This is a genomic window from Symploca atlantica LB2515, from assembly GCF_052546295.1.
In genome coordinates, this window is sequence record NZ_JBQWMT010000001.1 from 3,795,452 (window position 1) to 3,809,765 (window position 14,314).

General features: G+C 44.3%; 12 protein-coding genes. 6 read left to right on the forward strand and 6 right to left on the reverse strand.

Annotated features, from left to right (window positions below; all coding sequences use genetic code 11):
- Nucleotides 1-409: 409 nt before the first annotated feature.
- Complete coding sequence (locus tag ACT7WV_RS15765) at nucleotides 410-808, forward strand: hypothetical protein (RefSeq protein ID WP_445103788.1); 399 nt, start codon at nucleotides 410-412, stop codon at nucleotides 806-808.
- 496 nt (nucleotides 809-1,304) lie between these two features.
- Here ACT7WV_RS15765 and ACT7WV_RS15770 read toward each other — a convergent pair whose 3' ends face one another.
- The 4 genes from ACT7WV_RS15770 to ACT7WV_RS15785 all read right to left on the reverse strand — a co-directional run bounded on the left by ACT7WV_RS15770 (nucleotide 1,305) and on the right by ACT7WV_RS15785 (nucleotide 4,762).
- On the reverse strand, nucleotides 1,305-2,645 hold the full coding sequence (locus ACT7WV_RS15770; RefSeq protein ID WP_445103789.1) for a nicotinate-nucleotide--dimethylbenzimidazole phosphoribosyltransferase: 1,341 nt from the start codon (nucleotides 2,643-2,645) through the stop codon (nucleotides 1,305-1,307).
- 34 nt (nucleotides 2,646-2,679) lie between these two features.
- Complete coding sequence (locus ACT7WV_RS15775; protein WP_463424175.1) at nucleotides 2,680-3,570, reverse strand: DUF2232 domain-containing protein; 891 nt, start codon at nucleotides 3,568-3,570, stop codon at nucleotides 2,680-2,682.
- A gap of 134 nt (nucleotides 3,571-3,704) precedes the next feature.
- On the reverse strand, nucleotides 3,705-4,412 hold the full coding sequence (locus ACT7WV_RS15780) for a Crp/Fnr family transcriptional regulator (RefSeq protein ID WP_445103790.1): 708 nt from the start codon (nucleotides 4,410-4,412) through the stop codon (nucleotides 3,705-3,707).
- 41 nt (nucleotides 4,413-4,453) lie between these two features.
- A complete protein-coding gene (locus ACT7WV_RS15785; protein ID WP_445103791.1) occupies nucleotides 4,454-4,762 on the reverse strand; it encodes a hypothetical protein in 309 nt (102 codons plus the stop codon).
- A gap of 364 nt (nucleotides 4,763-5,126) precedes the next feature.
- Here ACT7WV_RS15785 and ACT7WV_RS15790 point away from each other — a divergent pair, with 364 nt between their 5' ends.
- The 3 genes from ACT7WV_RS15790 (at nucleotide 5,127) to pgsA (ending at nucleotide 10,348) form a co-directional block, all read left to right on the forward strand.
- Entirely contained in the window at nucleotides 5,127-7,535 is a 2,409-nt protein-coding gene (locus tag ACT7WV_RS15790; RefSeq protein WP_445103792.1) for a hypothetical protein, read from the forward strand.
- A 96-nt stretch (nucleotides 7,536-7,631) separates the two neighbouring features.
- Entirely contained in the window at nucleotides 7,632-9,728 is a 2,097-nt protein-coding gene (locus ACT7WV_RS15795) for a hypothetical protein (RefSeq protein WP_445103793.1), read from the forward strand.
- Between the two features lie 56 nt (nucleotides 9,729-9,784).
- Nucleotides 9,785-10,348 (forward strand): CDP-diacylglycerol--glycerol-3-phosphate 3-phosphatidyltransferase, encoded by a 564-nt coding sequence (pgsA, locus tag ACT7WV_RS15800; RefSeq protein WP_445103794.1) that lies wholly within the window; start codon nucleotides 9,785-9,787, stop codon nucleotides 10,346-10,348.
- On the opposite strand, the gene ACT7WV_RS15805 is transcribed toward pgsA, so the two are convergent.
- Entirely contained in the window at nucleotides 10,294-11,229 is a 936-nt protein-coding gene (locus tag ACT7WV_RS15805; protein WP_445103795.1) for an NAD-dependent epimerase/dehydratase family protein, read from the reverse strand. The genes pgsA and ACT7WV_RS15805 overlap by 55 nt on opposite strands.
- A gap of 328 nt (nucleotides 11,230-11,557) precedes the next feature.
- On the opposite strand from ACT7WV_RS15805, the gene ACT7WV_RS15810 reads away from it, so the two are divergent.
- Nucleotides 11,558-12,049: a hypothetical protein gene (locus tag ACT7WV_RS15810; protein ID WP_445103796.1), complete on the forward strand. Its 492-nt coding sequence runs from the start codon at nucleotides 11,558-11,560 to the stop codon at nucleotides 12,047-12,049.
- A gap of 66 nt (nucleotides 12,050-12,115) precedes the next feature.
- Here the strand turns inward: ACT7WV_RS15810 and surE are convergent, their stop codons facing one another.
- Nucleotides 12,116-12,793 carry a 5'/3'-nucleotidase SurE gene (surE, locus tag ACT7WV_RS15815; protein ID WP_445103797.1) on the reverse strand — a complete coding sequence of 226 codons (678 nt, stop codon included), beginning with the start codon at nucleotides 12,791-12,793 and terminating at the stop codon, nucleotides 12,116-12,118.
- Nucleotides 12,794-13,611: 818 nt separating this feature from the next.
- Here surE and ACT7WV_RS15820 point away from each other — a divergent pair.
- A complete protein-coding gene (locus ACT7WV_RS15820) occupies nucleotides 13,612-14,028 on the forward strand; it encodes a hypothetical protein (protein WP_445103798.1) in 417 nt (138 codons plus the stop codon).
- Nucleotides 14,029-14,314 lie beyond the last annotated feature (286 nt).

The window sequence follows — 14,314 nt, forward strand, 5'->3', positions numbered from 1 at the left end:
CATATCTACACACAGGCATGCTTGACAAACATTTAAGTGTTAAACTGCGATTCATTACTTAGGAAAGATGATCTTTCTCAGTAGTGTGTCTTTGTTTTTAATCCCAGATCAGGGAGAAGAAAAAGGTACGAAGACAGATCTTGTCGTTTGCTGAGTTCTTTCTACCAAAGTGCACCAGGTGTTCTCAAGAGAACCATTAAGTTGAGTTGGCAGTACCCCATGACCAGTCATTTTCTTAGCAAGGATTAAGAAAGAATCTCAATTACTAAATCTATGACGTCTAATTGGCTAGACAACAGACGAGTTAACGGTTTGCTTATCTCCTCATTTGCTCAAATAGTTAAATGAATCCGCAATCAACGTTAATTTCACTTCAAATTGATTAGCATAACAATGAAATAAGTTATTTATGGTAACTAGAAATCCCATGGATGCAGTTCAACAGCAAATCGTTGCTCTCAGTCATAAAGTCGATGCGCTCTACCAATTAGTTGAGCCACTCAGTCGCCAAATCTCAGAAGTTGCCTCACACAGCGAACAGACTTCCTCTCCCAACTCGGATCACTGTATCTCTGCTACAAACTCGAGGCCTCACTATTATCAGAACCAAAGCTTTTTGAAATCAGTGATGGAACATAAAGACATCCTGAGTGATAACAACAGTGAAATTAACGGTTCTTATCACAGTGGGGAAAATTCCTTGTCTCCTGAGATTCAAGTCCAACGTCTTACTGCCCAACTTACAGCGGCTTACAATCGGATTGCTGCTTTGGAAGAACAGTTGCTAGCTCGGAGAATCCACTCTTAAGTTTCCTCATATATTAAGTACTCAGAACAGTCTTAGATATCTGGAAATAAAGGAGCAACTCTACCTTTTTAGAGGGAGTTTTCCTAAAGTTAGCCAAGGGTTTGTAAGAATACTGCTACAAAATTTTCCCCTGTATTGAGACTTGGTATCGCTAAACACCTGCTAAACAAAGCTGAAGCATACTTGATACTAGAAGAAGAACAGACTGTGTGACTTGTGCAATGGATATTGATAACTCTACCAGCGCCAAATAAAGACTATGGTGATGGCTTTCTTTCAGTGAGCGGATCTCCCTTTGGCGTTTCGCTCACTTAGGCACGAGATAGGAGACTAACGGAAGTAATTGTGTTAATAGAAGTCTTAGCAGCTAGTCGTAGTCAAGGCTGCTTTTTGATGACAATTCACCTTTGTTAAAGATTTTCAGAATCTGGAGGTAATGCTTCAGAAATTCTCAGCAAACTCCTCAAATACCTGGGCAACTTTATAGCAATTAGCCTCAATCTTGATAATATCGGTCTACCAAAGTTTCAATAGCACTAAGTAACTCAAATTGATCCCAGCTCTGGTAAAGATGAGCTGCGATCGCACATCCGCCAGCACCAACACCTTCTTTGACAAATCCCTGCTCGTAGGCCCTTAGTTGTGGATAGCGAGAGGCGGTAAAACTTAAATCTGTTGCCAATAAAGGCACGTTACCCACAGCCTGGGCTAATCCTACCGTATCACCACTAGGATCCTCAGCCACCCAACGAGTCGTTCCCACAACAACTTGTGTTGGTCGCCATTCTAGAGAGTACTTCTGAGCTAGGTTTAGTGGTAACTTGGTTGCTGAATTACCAGGCTGGATTAATGTCTTACTCTCACTCGGGTCGAAGGGAGGGCGTTTTCCCTGAGTAGCAGAGCAACACTGCTTCATAGTTAACACCAACGCCCTTGCTAAGGCATAAACGGCTAACATTTGCGTGCCACCTGCCAGCAAGACACCACAGCTACGACTGGCAGCAATCAGCATACCTGCCGCCGCAATTTGCATTGGGTCGCCGACTGCTGCTACTAGTTCTAAAGGGTCAATGGCAGAGGTGGGGGATTCTTGAAGAAGTTGCAAAGGTGCTGGCATAGCCGGAAATTTACCTGGGGTTGTCGCAGGGCTTAATCCGGATATTGAACTTAGTGGTTGTTGGTCGGGTTCAACGAGGGAACCGATCCCCAATCCTGACTGTTGTAATCCGGCTTGCACAATTTGCCACTTTTGAGCGTGATTGCAGCTTGGGTGAGAGCTATTAACCTTGCCAGTAGCGGCAATACCTAGACCTGTGAGAACACTAAGGGCGGTTGTTGTACCCCCCACAACGCACTCACTGATAATTAGATACCTACCATCTGCCGCACTAGCTAGCTGTTCTCCCCAGTTTAAGCCCTGCTCAAACAAATGCCTCACCGTCTCAAGAGGCAGAGCTTTTCCGGAACTGAGGCACCCGGCTGGGACACCACCTAAGTCAATTGCTGGTACTGCTGGGGGTTGAGGTAAACCAGCATTAAAAAGATAGATGGGAAGGTTGAACGCCTCAAGAACTGCACGGGAAATGATCACAGGCGATACCCCAACTTGTAAAGGTGGTAAAGGATATCGGGGCTGAGAACCGACGCCGTTGAGCAAAAATTCCGCATCGGCGATCGCTGTATATTGGCGATCACTGGGCTGAGCACCAGCAGCAGAAATGCCAGGTATTAAACCGGTGGCGGTAAATCCTAAAATGCAAGCGAATACTGGTGAGCATCCCTGATACTGCTGCAACCATTGGTGTCCTTGTCTCAGCTGGGTAGAGATCGTAATCATGCTTGAAGAATATGCAAGTTAAAGGTGGATTAACTTAGTAATCTAGTAAAACTTGCACCCAATGGGGTGGTCGGGGAATCGGGTTACCTAAGCGGTCGAGCATCAGTAAAGCTACTAAGTGCACCACAAATAAATACACTATGTTGTTAACAATAACCATCAGTAGAGCGAGGGCCTGAATCATTAGTAAGTTCGGTACTACCAAAAATCCTAGCTTTACAAATAGCCAATCTAGCCACTGTGTAATTACACTCAGCCCGTAAACCCAGAGGTCTTCACCCACCAAAATTGAGAGCAACCAATACTTAAAAAAGAATCCCAATGTACCAATTAGGGTGCCAGTAGTAATGGAGAGTACCCAGCCAGCTTGACGTTTCCATAAAGCTCCCAGTTGCACACCAATGAGAGCATAGGGTACAAAAAAGAGGATGCTGCGGGTTGGTCCCATAAGTACTGATAGCAGTAATCCCGAAACTAGTGCCGCCATCCAAGATGCCCGGTTTCCCCACCGTAAGTAAACTAAGGCAATGGGTAGTGGGAAAAACATCCGCAACACTGGCCCGATAGGAAAGTAATAATTGATCAGATAAATTAAGCTAGCGGTACTGGCAAGAAAAGCTGTTTCCACCATCGCTAAGGGAGGTTCCGGCTTTGGCTTTACCCCTTTGGGGAGAAGAGACTCGTTGGTAGAACTATTGGATTTATCCCTGAGTTCGGCTTGGCTAGTCGGCAGCTTTCTCCCTTGTGGCTGAAAAGACTGGTCACTGTCTGAGGTTGAAATTGGCTCTTGAGTTTTAGAATCAACCTCATTAGCTGAACCAGAATTGCTACTATCTAGCTCAGATGCTGATTCTATCGGCTGATTTTTAGTTTCCTCAGAAGGATCACGACGAGAATTTGGGGTCTCCTCAAAAGAATCGCTCATGCAGATTTAGTCAGATATGGAGTGATCTTCAACATAACAGCCCGTGCAGTTAGATGCTGAAGCGAGACTCCCCAGGGCAGTATTGCTCGGTGATAGTCGCTCTTATATTGTGGCTGAAGCTATGCATTCAAAGCCTAAGCAATACTTCGTTCCAAAGCCAGCACGTCAGGGATAAACATGATGTCATTGTCCCTTTTAATCAGCCCTTTTTTCTCCAATTTGGTAAGTACTCTTGTTACTGTCTCCCGCGCCAATCCGCTGAGGGCACTCAATTCTCTATGGGCTAAGTTGGGAATCTCAGTTCCCTGTTGTTTTAATTTGCCTTGTCCCTCTGCCAAAAATAACAAAGTGTCTGCAACACGCGACATACTATCTGACTCGCGCAAACGAAGGCGTCGATTGACTTGACGCAAGCGCTTTGCCATCAGTTGACACAAATGGACACCCGCCAGGGGTTCGTTATGAATTAACTGGACAAAATCTTGGGCTGGTATACTGCCAATTGTTGTTGGAGTTAGGGTAATCACATCCGTTGAACGAGGAACCTCGTCCAGCGCCGCCATCTCACCAAAGATTTCTCCTTTGCCCAAAATATTGAGAGTTACCTCTTTGCCCTCTAGGTTGTAGGTGCGAATCTTTGCCCAACCTTCCAAAATAAAGTACACAGAACCACCCCAATCATTCTCCAGCAAAATTACTCGATCTTTAGGGTGGCTACGGGTGACAACATGACAAGTTGCTTGCTTCACCGTAGCTTCTGGTAAGCCAGCAAATAAAGGAGACTGCCAAATCAACTCATTAAAATTAGAGTTCATTTCTTGTGAACTGTATCGATCTTCCATCAAGCCAAAGCAAATTGTAAACGCCGTGGACAGATAGATGATCAACTGTCCAATAAGAAGTTGAGGAAGCTGGCTGTTTCCCCTTTCCACCGAGAAAAGCCACAGTCTAAACAACTAAATATTTCTGTCACGGACACCTCACTAAGTTTTCCCCAGAAGCCAGAATGGCAGAATTCGCCCTTGTTTGCTGCCTTGAAAAACTCCACCACATCGGCAATACCTGCAATAGCTAACAATATTAATCCTTGTATAACTTGAGGCAATCGTGACCTAAATGTATCAAATACGTGAGATAATTGTAGCTGAATGTAGACAACTCGTAAAATAGCCAGGGTATTGGAGCATACCACTAAACACGGGGAAAACAGCGCCCGGCTAGACGCACTTCTGTGGCATTTGTTAGCTACAGAGATGAAAAGTGAAGCTGCTTCTTGGGGTTCAATACAATTTTAGGCAATAGTTTGCTCGTTAGCACTCTTTGCCTATATCCCTAGGCTATAGGTTGCTACCAATACTTTGCTAGAGTCTGGGTACTAGAATATTCTGCTAAAAATACGGACAATATTCCACCAGTAACTGGATTAGATTCAGGTGTGTTCACAATAATATCTAGGAATATTATTGGGCTTAGACGCTCTAGCAATTTAACATTGAAGGCAGGGGAATCACATTTACTCCTTTATCGCTGCACTTGTTCTAGTCAAGGGTTCCAAAGTGGCTTCTCAACAGGATATTCAATCTCTCATTGCTGATATTGACACCATTCTCCCCAAGACTGGCCCCCGCCTCCCTTGGTCTAAACCTCTTGATCTTGGGGAGTATCGCCGTATCCTGGAGAGAGTACGCAGCTTCTTGGCTTCTCTAAAAACTCCACCATTAGAGATAGAAAACTTAGAGCCAAGAACTCTATCAACAGAAGCACAACAGATTGTGCAAGAGGTTACTCAAGAAATTAACTTTCTGCGCGCTGAACTGAGAGAACCCTTACAGGCAGAATTGGCAGATTTACGCCAACAAAGAGACGCTCTGCTCAAAGAAATTCAGCAATTAGAGAGTACAAGGCAGCCAATTGAGTCTTCATCCCGACTGCCAAGAGTACAAGAACAGATTGTTTCAGACTTTTCCCAAAGATTAATCAGCCATTGTGCTGAAAGTTTGAAGCAACAACTAAAAGAACTTTTCTTGAGTTGGCAAGCTAATTTGGCGAGCAACGACGCCACAAGGGGAGCGATCACACCAGCGACTCATCCGGGTAACAGCAGCTCTGTGATGTCACCACAAGAGCGCCTAGAGCAGCTACAGCAGATGCAAGCACACTCGGATCAACTCTTGAGAACCCTGGACACCAACCAAAGGCTCATCTTTGAAACCCTACAAGGTAATCTAGAAGCTTATCAGCAATCTTTATCCCAGGGTATCGCCAAGATGTATAGCTTGGGTTCTCATGGGGAGATACTGATCCAGGCCTTGGTAGATCATCTGGCACAGCATTTGGGACAAGAAACCTCAACACCCTCCTCACTGCCACCATTTGCCCTAGATCTTCCAACCAATCCGATAGCTAATCGCCAAACAACAATACCTGACACCTTCCCCGAAAACGAAACCTTCATCCCGACAGAGGAACCAATCCTAACAACGGAGCAACTTTTTGCCGAACTGGAAAACACCGTCCTTGGTACAAAAGAACAGGAGACAACAGCCCCATTTGACCCAACGGCAGAAGACAGTTTTCCAGAAAGCCCGAACTCAGAAGGGGAAATCCTTGAAAGGCTAGATTTTGAAGATCTTAATCAAGATCTCAATCTTGAATTAGAACAGAGTCAAGGAAGAGAAACTCCTGAAGAAAACTCTCAAGAAATCGATGACTTGTACGAGAGTCTTTTCGGTCAAGAGTCTTTCAGGGATGCAGCAGATCTAGATGCATCAGAATTTACTCACTCTAGGGAAACTGCTCCAGTTGAAGCTGACTTAGATACCTCAGCACCTATCGAGGAAACAGCGAATCTTGCTGAACTAACTCAAGAGCAAGTATCTAATTTAGACTCAGTAAATTTCCCCTCCTCTCCAGTTGCAGAGGTTTTGTTGACGGGAATCTCAGCATCAGACGATTCGGTTAACCCTGAACAGCTTCCCGATTATTCAGTGGCAGAATTGACTAAGTCCGAGTTGTTAACAGATTCAAAACCTACCTCAGCTAGAAATACAGACTTATCTAAAATTGACCAAGTAGACGAACCCAAAACCAACGGGCAATCCCCTAGCGAAACTGCTAGAGAACCTGAAGGGGTTGAAAAGATTACAGCTTTGACAGACTTATTTGAGGAAATGGGCTTAACTGGCAGCACTTCAGCGCCAGTTGCCGAATCACTAGCGACGACAACCGAGCAAGGAATACAGTACCCAATCTCAGAGAATGGACTTCAAGAAAGTTTGATGGAAGAGCAATATGAAATAGTCCCACCGGAGGTAGACTTGCTGCCAGAAGATCAGCTAGGTAGTAAGCCCAATAGAGAAATACAGTTTGCTCAAAACACACTACAGCAACTTACCGAAGACCTCGATAGATTCGGAGAACCTCAATCTCAGCGTTTTACAGCAGAGGAATTACCGAGACATCATAGCCAACTATCTACCCCTCAACCCTCAGAAACTCAGGCTCAGCAATCTTATTTACAAGAGTTACTGGCGGAAGACTATGACGAATTCTCTCCCTTAGATTGGTCGGATGAAGAGCATAGTTCCCAAAAAGCAACCTCAACAGATTCGTCTTCTTCCGGAGAACTAACCGGAGCAACAACGGAAGAAGAGAACTCAGACAATTTTGCCGCGATGTCACACGAATCAGTTGAGTCAGATTTTGAGCCAGATTTATTCCCCTCAGAAATACTAAAGCTAGACCCCTCCGAGGGAGGAGATTTAACCACGCCACAGGAAGAAATTGCTCTTGATGACGAAAGTTTTACGGAAATGTCGCTCCAAGAAGGCTCAAGCAGCTCAAAACAGGAGCTACAGCCGTCAGAGCCATCTAACGGTGAGCAGGACTTACCTCAAGCTGAATCCTTAAACTCAGAGCAACCAGACCAGAAAACTTATAATTCAGACTCAGAAGCGAATTCGTAAATCTTCAGTTGTCCAGATATAGCTTGCCTTTAAAACACAAATGTCAAGAAAAAGGCTTAATATATCCAAAATCAGCATCTACCAGATAAATAGTTAATGCCTGCACAATCACAAAAACCACAGGTGGATACCAATAACGCTGTTTGGTACTTAGGAATTGACTTAGGTACTACAGGTATCTCGGCTGTTCTGTTGAACTACTCCACTGGTCAGAGATACCCCATCTATTGGTCACAAGAAGTAGGGATAACTGGGGATCAATTAACAACTCTGAATTCACCAGGAGCAGCTAAAAATTCTGGCGAGGTACTCTTCCGTTTGCCGACATTGATTTGCTCGGAACTAGCTCATAGTAAAGAGCCATTAGCAATGGGTTCGCGCTCAGCATCTAGCAAGGAGAGAACACTAGTCGCCAATCGCCCCAAAGTCAGATTTCGTGTCTGTACCAGTACGATGTCTTTAGCACCCGTTTCCCTGGGTTTCTTGGCTGCCTCCCAGAAAAATGACCCTTCGGGCATCTGCCTAAAAAACTTTAAACCCTACTTAAATCTTGGCATTCCCTACTATCTTCCCAAGCACGATCAATGGGAACCAAAATTGCAGGTGCATACTGGAGAGTTAGTTTCCCTTTACTGGTTGCAACAAGCTTTGCAGGCATTACTGGCAACGCTTACCCCCGCTAATGCCTTGCACGATGCAGAACTAAAGCTGGGAGCAGTTGGTCTGAAGTTAGAAACCCTTCGGTTTGCCTTAGAGCAACTTGAAGGAGTGGTTGTTGGCTCTCCAGCATCTTGGGGGGATACCTACCGCCTCAACTTACGAGAAGCCTTGCTGGCAATTGAATTGGTCAGGCGTCCAGAGCAGGTATTCTTTTTAGAGGATGCGATCGCCACTGTTTTGGCTGGTTTAGGAGCCGCAAATCAGAACTGGGGACTGGGGATACACAGCATACAGCAACCAACAGCAGCAGCTCAGCAGAGACCAACAACTGATGCAGCAAATTTACCGACTAATCAACCACAAAATCACTCCGTTTCCTCAGAAGAATTCTCCCTCTCCCCTCTCCAGTCTCCAATTCCTTCAGCTCTGACTCTGCGGCGGGGTGGTACTTTGGTGATCAATGCTGGTGCAACTACAACAGAACTGGCTTTGGTCGATTTGCCTGATAATCTGCAAAACTTAACCCACAGCGACTTTAGCCTCAGTAGTTTGGCTTATGGAGGCAACGCCCTAGACCAAGATATCTTCTGTCAGTTGCTATATCCCCGACTGTCTGAGCAGCAGCGCCAACGACTCTCACTCAGCCGTGAGCTACAATTGCCGCTACCAGGTCAACCGGATCAGCAAAAACGCGATCGCCTAGCATTACTGTTGCAAAGTTCTTCCTTAGGGCAAGCGCTGCTCCAAGCTTGTGAACAGCTTAAGCTGACACTACAAACTCAAGAAGAATTCACCCTTGAGTTAGGTACTGACCAGTTACGAGTCAAACGCAAAGAGGTAGAATCTCATGTTGTCCTACCTTTCATCCAGCAACTCAATCGAGAACTGAATGCCCTGATAGTAATCACCGGAATATCAGACAAAAGAATTTCTCAAGTCTTATGTGTTGGTGGTACTGCTGTTTTAGGAAGATTGGAGAAGTGGCTACAGCAAAAATTACCTAAAGCTAGCATCATCCAGAACGCTGATTCACCCACCGGTAGTTGGGTTGCCGCTGGACTGGCAAGTTTACCTTTCTATCCTCAAGTTTTAAATCGCTCTCGGCAACAGTATAGCGACTATTTTCTGCTGGCGGAAATTCTACGGGCTTTCGGCGCAACCCCAGGGAAGATGGAACCTACGGCTTACAGCATTGAAGAAATTATGCAACAACTAGAGCGTCGCGGTCTGAACACAGAATCTTGTTACGAGCGTTTGGTTAGCTTGCTAGAAGGTCAACTACCAGATGGCTTGGTGCCGCCTCTCAAGGAATCCATTTGGTTATCTCAAGAGTCAAAGCAAAATCGGCATTATTCGGAACTTACCGCTAAGCCACTATTTTCTCAGGAAGCTAATCAGTTATATCGCCCAAATGGTCAACAGCAAGAACGAATGCGTTGGTATTTAGAGATCCTCTTATCCAGAACCCGTCAAAAATTTCAGGAGCCATTAACTATCCCTTTAGGGAGTGGGCAATTAAGCAAGAAAAATTAAAAATTGATTAGTCTCTCAATTTTAATTTTCCGTTGTCATCGCAACTCCTCTAGTCAATGAATCTACCCAATTGGATTACCTTTTCTCGTCTACTAGGTTTGCCATTCATTTTATACGGCTTGCATAACCCAACGATTCAGGGACGCTGGATCTGCTTGGTAATATTTTTGATTGCCGCTGGCACAGATTGGTTAGACGGTTATTTAGCTCGAAAACTTAACCAAGTTACAGATTTAGGCAAATTTCTTGACCCATTAGTTGATAAACTCCTAGTTCTGGCTCCACTACTAGCCTTGATTGAGTTGGGTCAAATACCAGCTTGGGGTGTTTTTCTGATTTTGGTGAGGGAGTTAGCAATTGCTGGTTGGCGTGTTAATCCTAACTTGACAGGCAAGAGTGGCATTAGCGGAGCTAATATCTGGGGTAAACTGAAAACCGTGAGTCAGATTGCTGCGATCGCTCTTTTAATTGCGCCAACCCCCAACGCTTGGAAAAGTCCCTCTCTAGCTATCTTTTGGGCATCTGTTGCCCTAACTTTGATCTCTGGTGTAATTTACGTTTGGCCTCAAGTTGCTGCCAATATCTCGTCATCCAAAGAGAAATCTACCTCGGCTTCCTGACGATTAGATGCTAAGTAATCATTTTGGAATGAGTCTTTGAGCCCAGAAATAAGATCATATTTTGGTTGCCAATTTAGTTGGTTCATTGCTTGGTGAACATCGGCAAAGAAGTGCTGCATCCGCATCGGGAAGGCTTTGCGTTTACCAAAATCAAATTTTTTCGGGTCGTAGTGTACAATCTGCAACTGATCAGCCGATTTACCAACAGCAGTAGCACAAGCGCGAGCAATGCCATCAAAAGTAACGTAGCGATCGCCTGAAACGTTATAAATTTGCCCTATTGCTTGCTGATTGCCCAAAACTGCCGCCATGGCGATTGCTAAGTCTTGACAATGTCCGAACTGGGTGATGTGCATACCATTGCCAGGAATGGGGATCGGGCGATCGCGCACCATACGGTCAAAAAACCAGGCTTCTAAATCGTTATAGTTATGAGGACCATAGATGTAAGTAGGTCGAATTGCTGTAAACGGAACAGCCTGCGCCCTCAAGTAAGCTTCCGTTTCATGCTTACCTTTGTGGCGACTTTTAGGATCCACGGGATCAGCTTCTCGATGGGGCATTTGGTCTGACTTTAAATACACCCCGGCGGAACTCATGTAAACAAAATGCTGCACTCTATCTCGGAAAATCTCCACTAAAGGCTGAGTGTCACTGAGTTCACGACCGTTATTATCAAAGATGGCATCAAACTTTTCTGGTGATAATCTATCTTTGAGTTGAGAGGCATTTTGCCGATCGCCATGAATTTGATTGACCCCCTGCACAGTCATCGGTTTATTGCCGCGATTGAACAACACCACTTCATGACCTTGTTCCACGAGAATTTTCGTGAGATAGACCCCGATAAACCGGGTGCCACCCATAATTAAAATCCGCATATATATCCTTTAGTTCCACTCACCCTTTAGGCATTGTACAAGAGTGATTGTTTAATCAAGTGCTGAGTATTGTCTCTAGAGCTAGATTACAGATCCGAGTATTGTTAATCAATACTTGTCTGACTCCATTAAAGACCAGCGATTTGTCAATAGCTTTTCCAGTAAAAATTATCTTGATAGCTGTTTGTCAGTTATTAAGACCTTGCTAATTGGAAATATTCATGCATTTTTTAAATTTTTCTTCTGTTGCACATAAATACTTTATAAAGTTAGTGCCACAATAAACACATTTCCAGAAAAATATTCTTTGTCGCCCAATCTTCCAATAATGACGAATAAATGGCTAGTGGTGTCAACAACAGTGCTACTGAGCATTCCTGCTTACAGTTTACAGATTGTTGCCCAAGCAGCTGAACCAGATCATCAATCAAAACTGTTTCAATGCCATCAAATCATTAATATTGCTAATGATGCAGTTAGTGACACTAACAAGGCCCATGGTGGAAAACAGGCTTCCGAGACTGAGTTAATGCTGATCGCAGCTAATTACATGGATCATCATGCTCACGAACTCGAAAGAGTTTACCTCACCGATCCAGTTTTACAAGGTTACCAATCGCAATTTGTGAAAATGTATCAGGATACTGGTAAGGCGGCTCGTGATTTTGTTGTTGCTTTTAATCGCCAAGATCGCACTGAGGCTGAATTGGCGATTCAAGCATTGCAAGCAGCTACCAGTGGCGAAAGTCAGTTAGTTGAAGACATCAACAATTACTGTCAATCGCCCCTGAAAAATCAAGATATACAACCCTCTGCTTGATTTCCTCCCCCGCTATTCGGTATCACGATAGCGGGGAGTTCCTAGATGATTAGCGCTCTTTTCTCTTTACAGTTGAATTTGAGTAACAGCAATCTTGCCGGAGAAGCAAAGATCAACATCAGTTCCGGGAGCGCGATCGCGCTTGGCATATTCTCCCTCATAGTAATATTCATTGCCTTCCACTCGGTACTTGACTTGCAAAGGTTGAGTACTCGCTTCACAAAAGACTATTTCTGGATCCGGGGAACCAGCTTCTAGATGAGGCAAATTGACGTTCCAGAAACTTGCAGGAGTTAGCGGACGATTAAGTAAATCGGCTAAGACACCAGCCGTCCAACGTGCGGCAACATCCCAATCTATCACTAAGGGTCTTCTGATCCAGTGGGAGATGGCAATTCCTGGAATACCGTGCATCGCAGCTTCCCGCACAGCAGCAACTGTCCCAGAGATATAAACATCAACACCGAGATTGCCACCAGCATTGATTCCTGAAAGGACATACTTGACATCATAAGGTAAATGTGTTATTGCCAGACGAGTACAATCAGCTGGGGTGCCTGCGATCGCATATTCATTATCCGAGCGCCGGTGGACTTGAATCGGGTGACTAGTAGTTACTTGATGACCACATCCCGATAACTGCTCTTGAGGTGCGACAATTACGCCTTCACCGTTGATAGCTTTCTGAAGTGCCCGGATACCGGGGGCGTCTATCCCGTCGTCGTTGGTGATGATTAAGGTCATAAGTTGATTGAAAATTAGGCAATATAGTTCTTTACAGGTTCTATCAACAAAGGAGGCTTTGCGGCACTTTCTGCCAAAAGACCGATGGCAACTGACCTATGGTTAAGGGAGAATTTAAAGAGTAGGATAATAATTATTTAGGCTGCATCGAATAGCTTCTCTAGAAAATAGCGGTAGAATGTTGTAGGGAGTGAACAGAAGAATGCGCCGCAGACCAATGGAATCGCACTTTTTCGATTCTGGTGCATGCTACCCAACTCGAAGAGATGACCTTGAAATGCAAGTTGGTAAGCAGGGTACACGTTGAAGTTATTTGATTGAGTGTTTTGCCCAAAGCTCCGTTCAGTGTAATCCCTTCTTGAGAAGGTAACAATAAACAGGTAAGTTAGCAAGTTGTGAGACTCTGGAGTCTTTACTGATGTTACCTCTCAAGGTTTTACGGGAGTGAGTAAAATAGCTTGATTCTTGAATATAGACAAGCTTGTCAGTTTCAAATCTTGCCTCTAAATTATTAAGTTAATCCCTCAGGCAAGAATTCTTAATCATTGTGTCAAGGCTTTGTGAGGTTATACAGTACCCTTCGAGAGTAATTTCGCCTTCCCTTCGCTCAACTGTTTCTACCTTGGTGTCGAATACTTTCCTGCAATCAATCACGGTTTGGGAACTTGAAGGAGGTGCTAGGAGGGTTTTGTTGTAACTCATCGCACTTCTGTTTACACCCAGATTGTTGTATTTTGTCAAAGCGAAAGTTTTCATAGTCCTACGACTATGCCACTGCCAAATCTCTTCTATCTGATCCGGAGAAGCTTACCAAGCCTTTGAAACATAACTTAGATGGATTTGCTCAGACTCTCATGCATATCTCAGAAATGCCTACCTATAATCTCCGTGGTGCCGAATTTGAGGGCCGTGTTACTGGAAACTTTGAGGAAATTCAAAGAGCAAGTGATATTGATTACTACAAAAGACCAGCCAACAATATCGCTGAAGCCGCGATTGCAGTTCATCAACTGCTCGAACAACTAAAGCGGACAAACCTCACTACAGCTCAAGTCCAAAAACAGATTGTTGTGGGAGAGACTATTGAGCAAGAAATTAATAGCAATCTGCTTCTTAAAAAACGCCTACGCGCTGCCCTCCAAGTAGGTGGAATTGAAGCCTTGAGGGCAATATTTAATCATCCTGCTGTCGATCTTTCTATTGAGACGATCCAGGCTTGGATTCAAGCTGAGTAGGAAGTTGCTAGTTTCCCAATCTAGATCTCTGAAAAAGTTTACTCTTCCTACATACACAACCAGAAAACTTCCTTAATCTCAAGAGTGATCTTAGGAAGTTACTTTCAAAACTAAAGCTCAAGAGGAGGAGAATATTACTCCTCCTTTTTTAGTTTGTCGAGTTACCAAAAATTAAGTCCATTATCAACTAGTTAAACAGGCAGATTAGATTTGGTATGAAAAAGCATAAAATTCTTCAACAGAATACACTTTCTCACACCAAAACTTTCCTTCCTTATACCGATCT

Excerpts from the sequence above, each read along its gene's own strand:
- ACT7WV_RS15810 (WP_445103796.1), top strand. The coding sequence starts at position 11,558 with ATGACGAATAAATGGCTAGTGGTGTCAACAACAGTGCTACTGAGCATT.
- ACT7WV_RS15780 (WP_445103790.1), bottom strand. The coding sequence starts at position 4,412 with ATGGAAGATCGATACAGTTCACAAGAAATGAACTCTAATTTTAATGAG.
- ACT7WV_RS15775 (WP_463424175.1), bottom strand. The coding sequence starts at position 3,570 with ATGAGCGATTCTTTTGAGGAGACCCCAAATTCTCGTCGTGATCCTTCT.
- ACT7WV_RS15770 (WP_445103789.1), bottom strand. The coding sequence starts at position 2,645 with ATGATTACGATCTCTACCCAGCTGAGACAAGGACACCAATGGTTGCAG.
- surE (WP_445103797.1), bottom strand. The coding sequence starts at position 12,793 with ATGACCTTAATCATCACCAACGACGACGGGATAGACGCCCCCGGTATC.
- ACT7WV_RS15795 (WP_445103793.1), top strand. The coding sequence starts at position 7,632 with ATGCCTGCACAATCACAAAAACCACAGGTGGATACCAATAACGCTGTT.
- ACT7WV_RS15805 (WP_445103795.1), bottom strand. The coding sequence starts at position 11,229 with ATGCGGATTTTAATTATGGGTGGCACCCGGTTTATCGGGGTCTATCTC.
- pgsA (WP_445103794.1), top strand. The coding sequence starts at position 9,785 with ATGAATCTACCCAATTGGATTACCTTTTCTCGTCTACTAGGTTTGCCA.
- ACT7WV_RS15765 (WP_445103788.1), top strand. The coding sequence starts at position 410 with ATGGTAACTAGAAATCCCATGGATGCAGTTCAACAGCAAATCGTTGCT.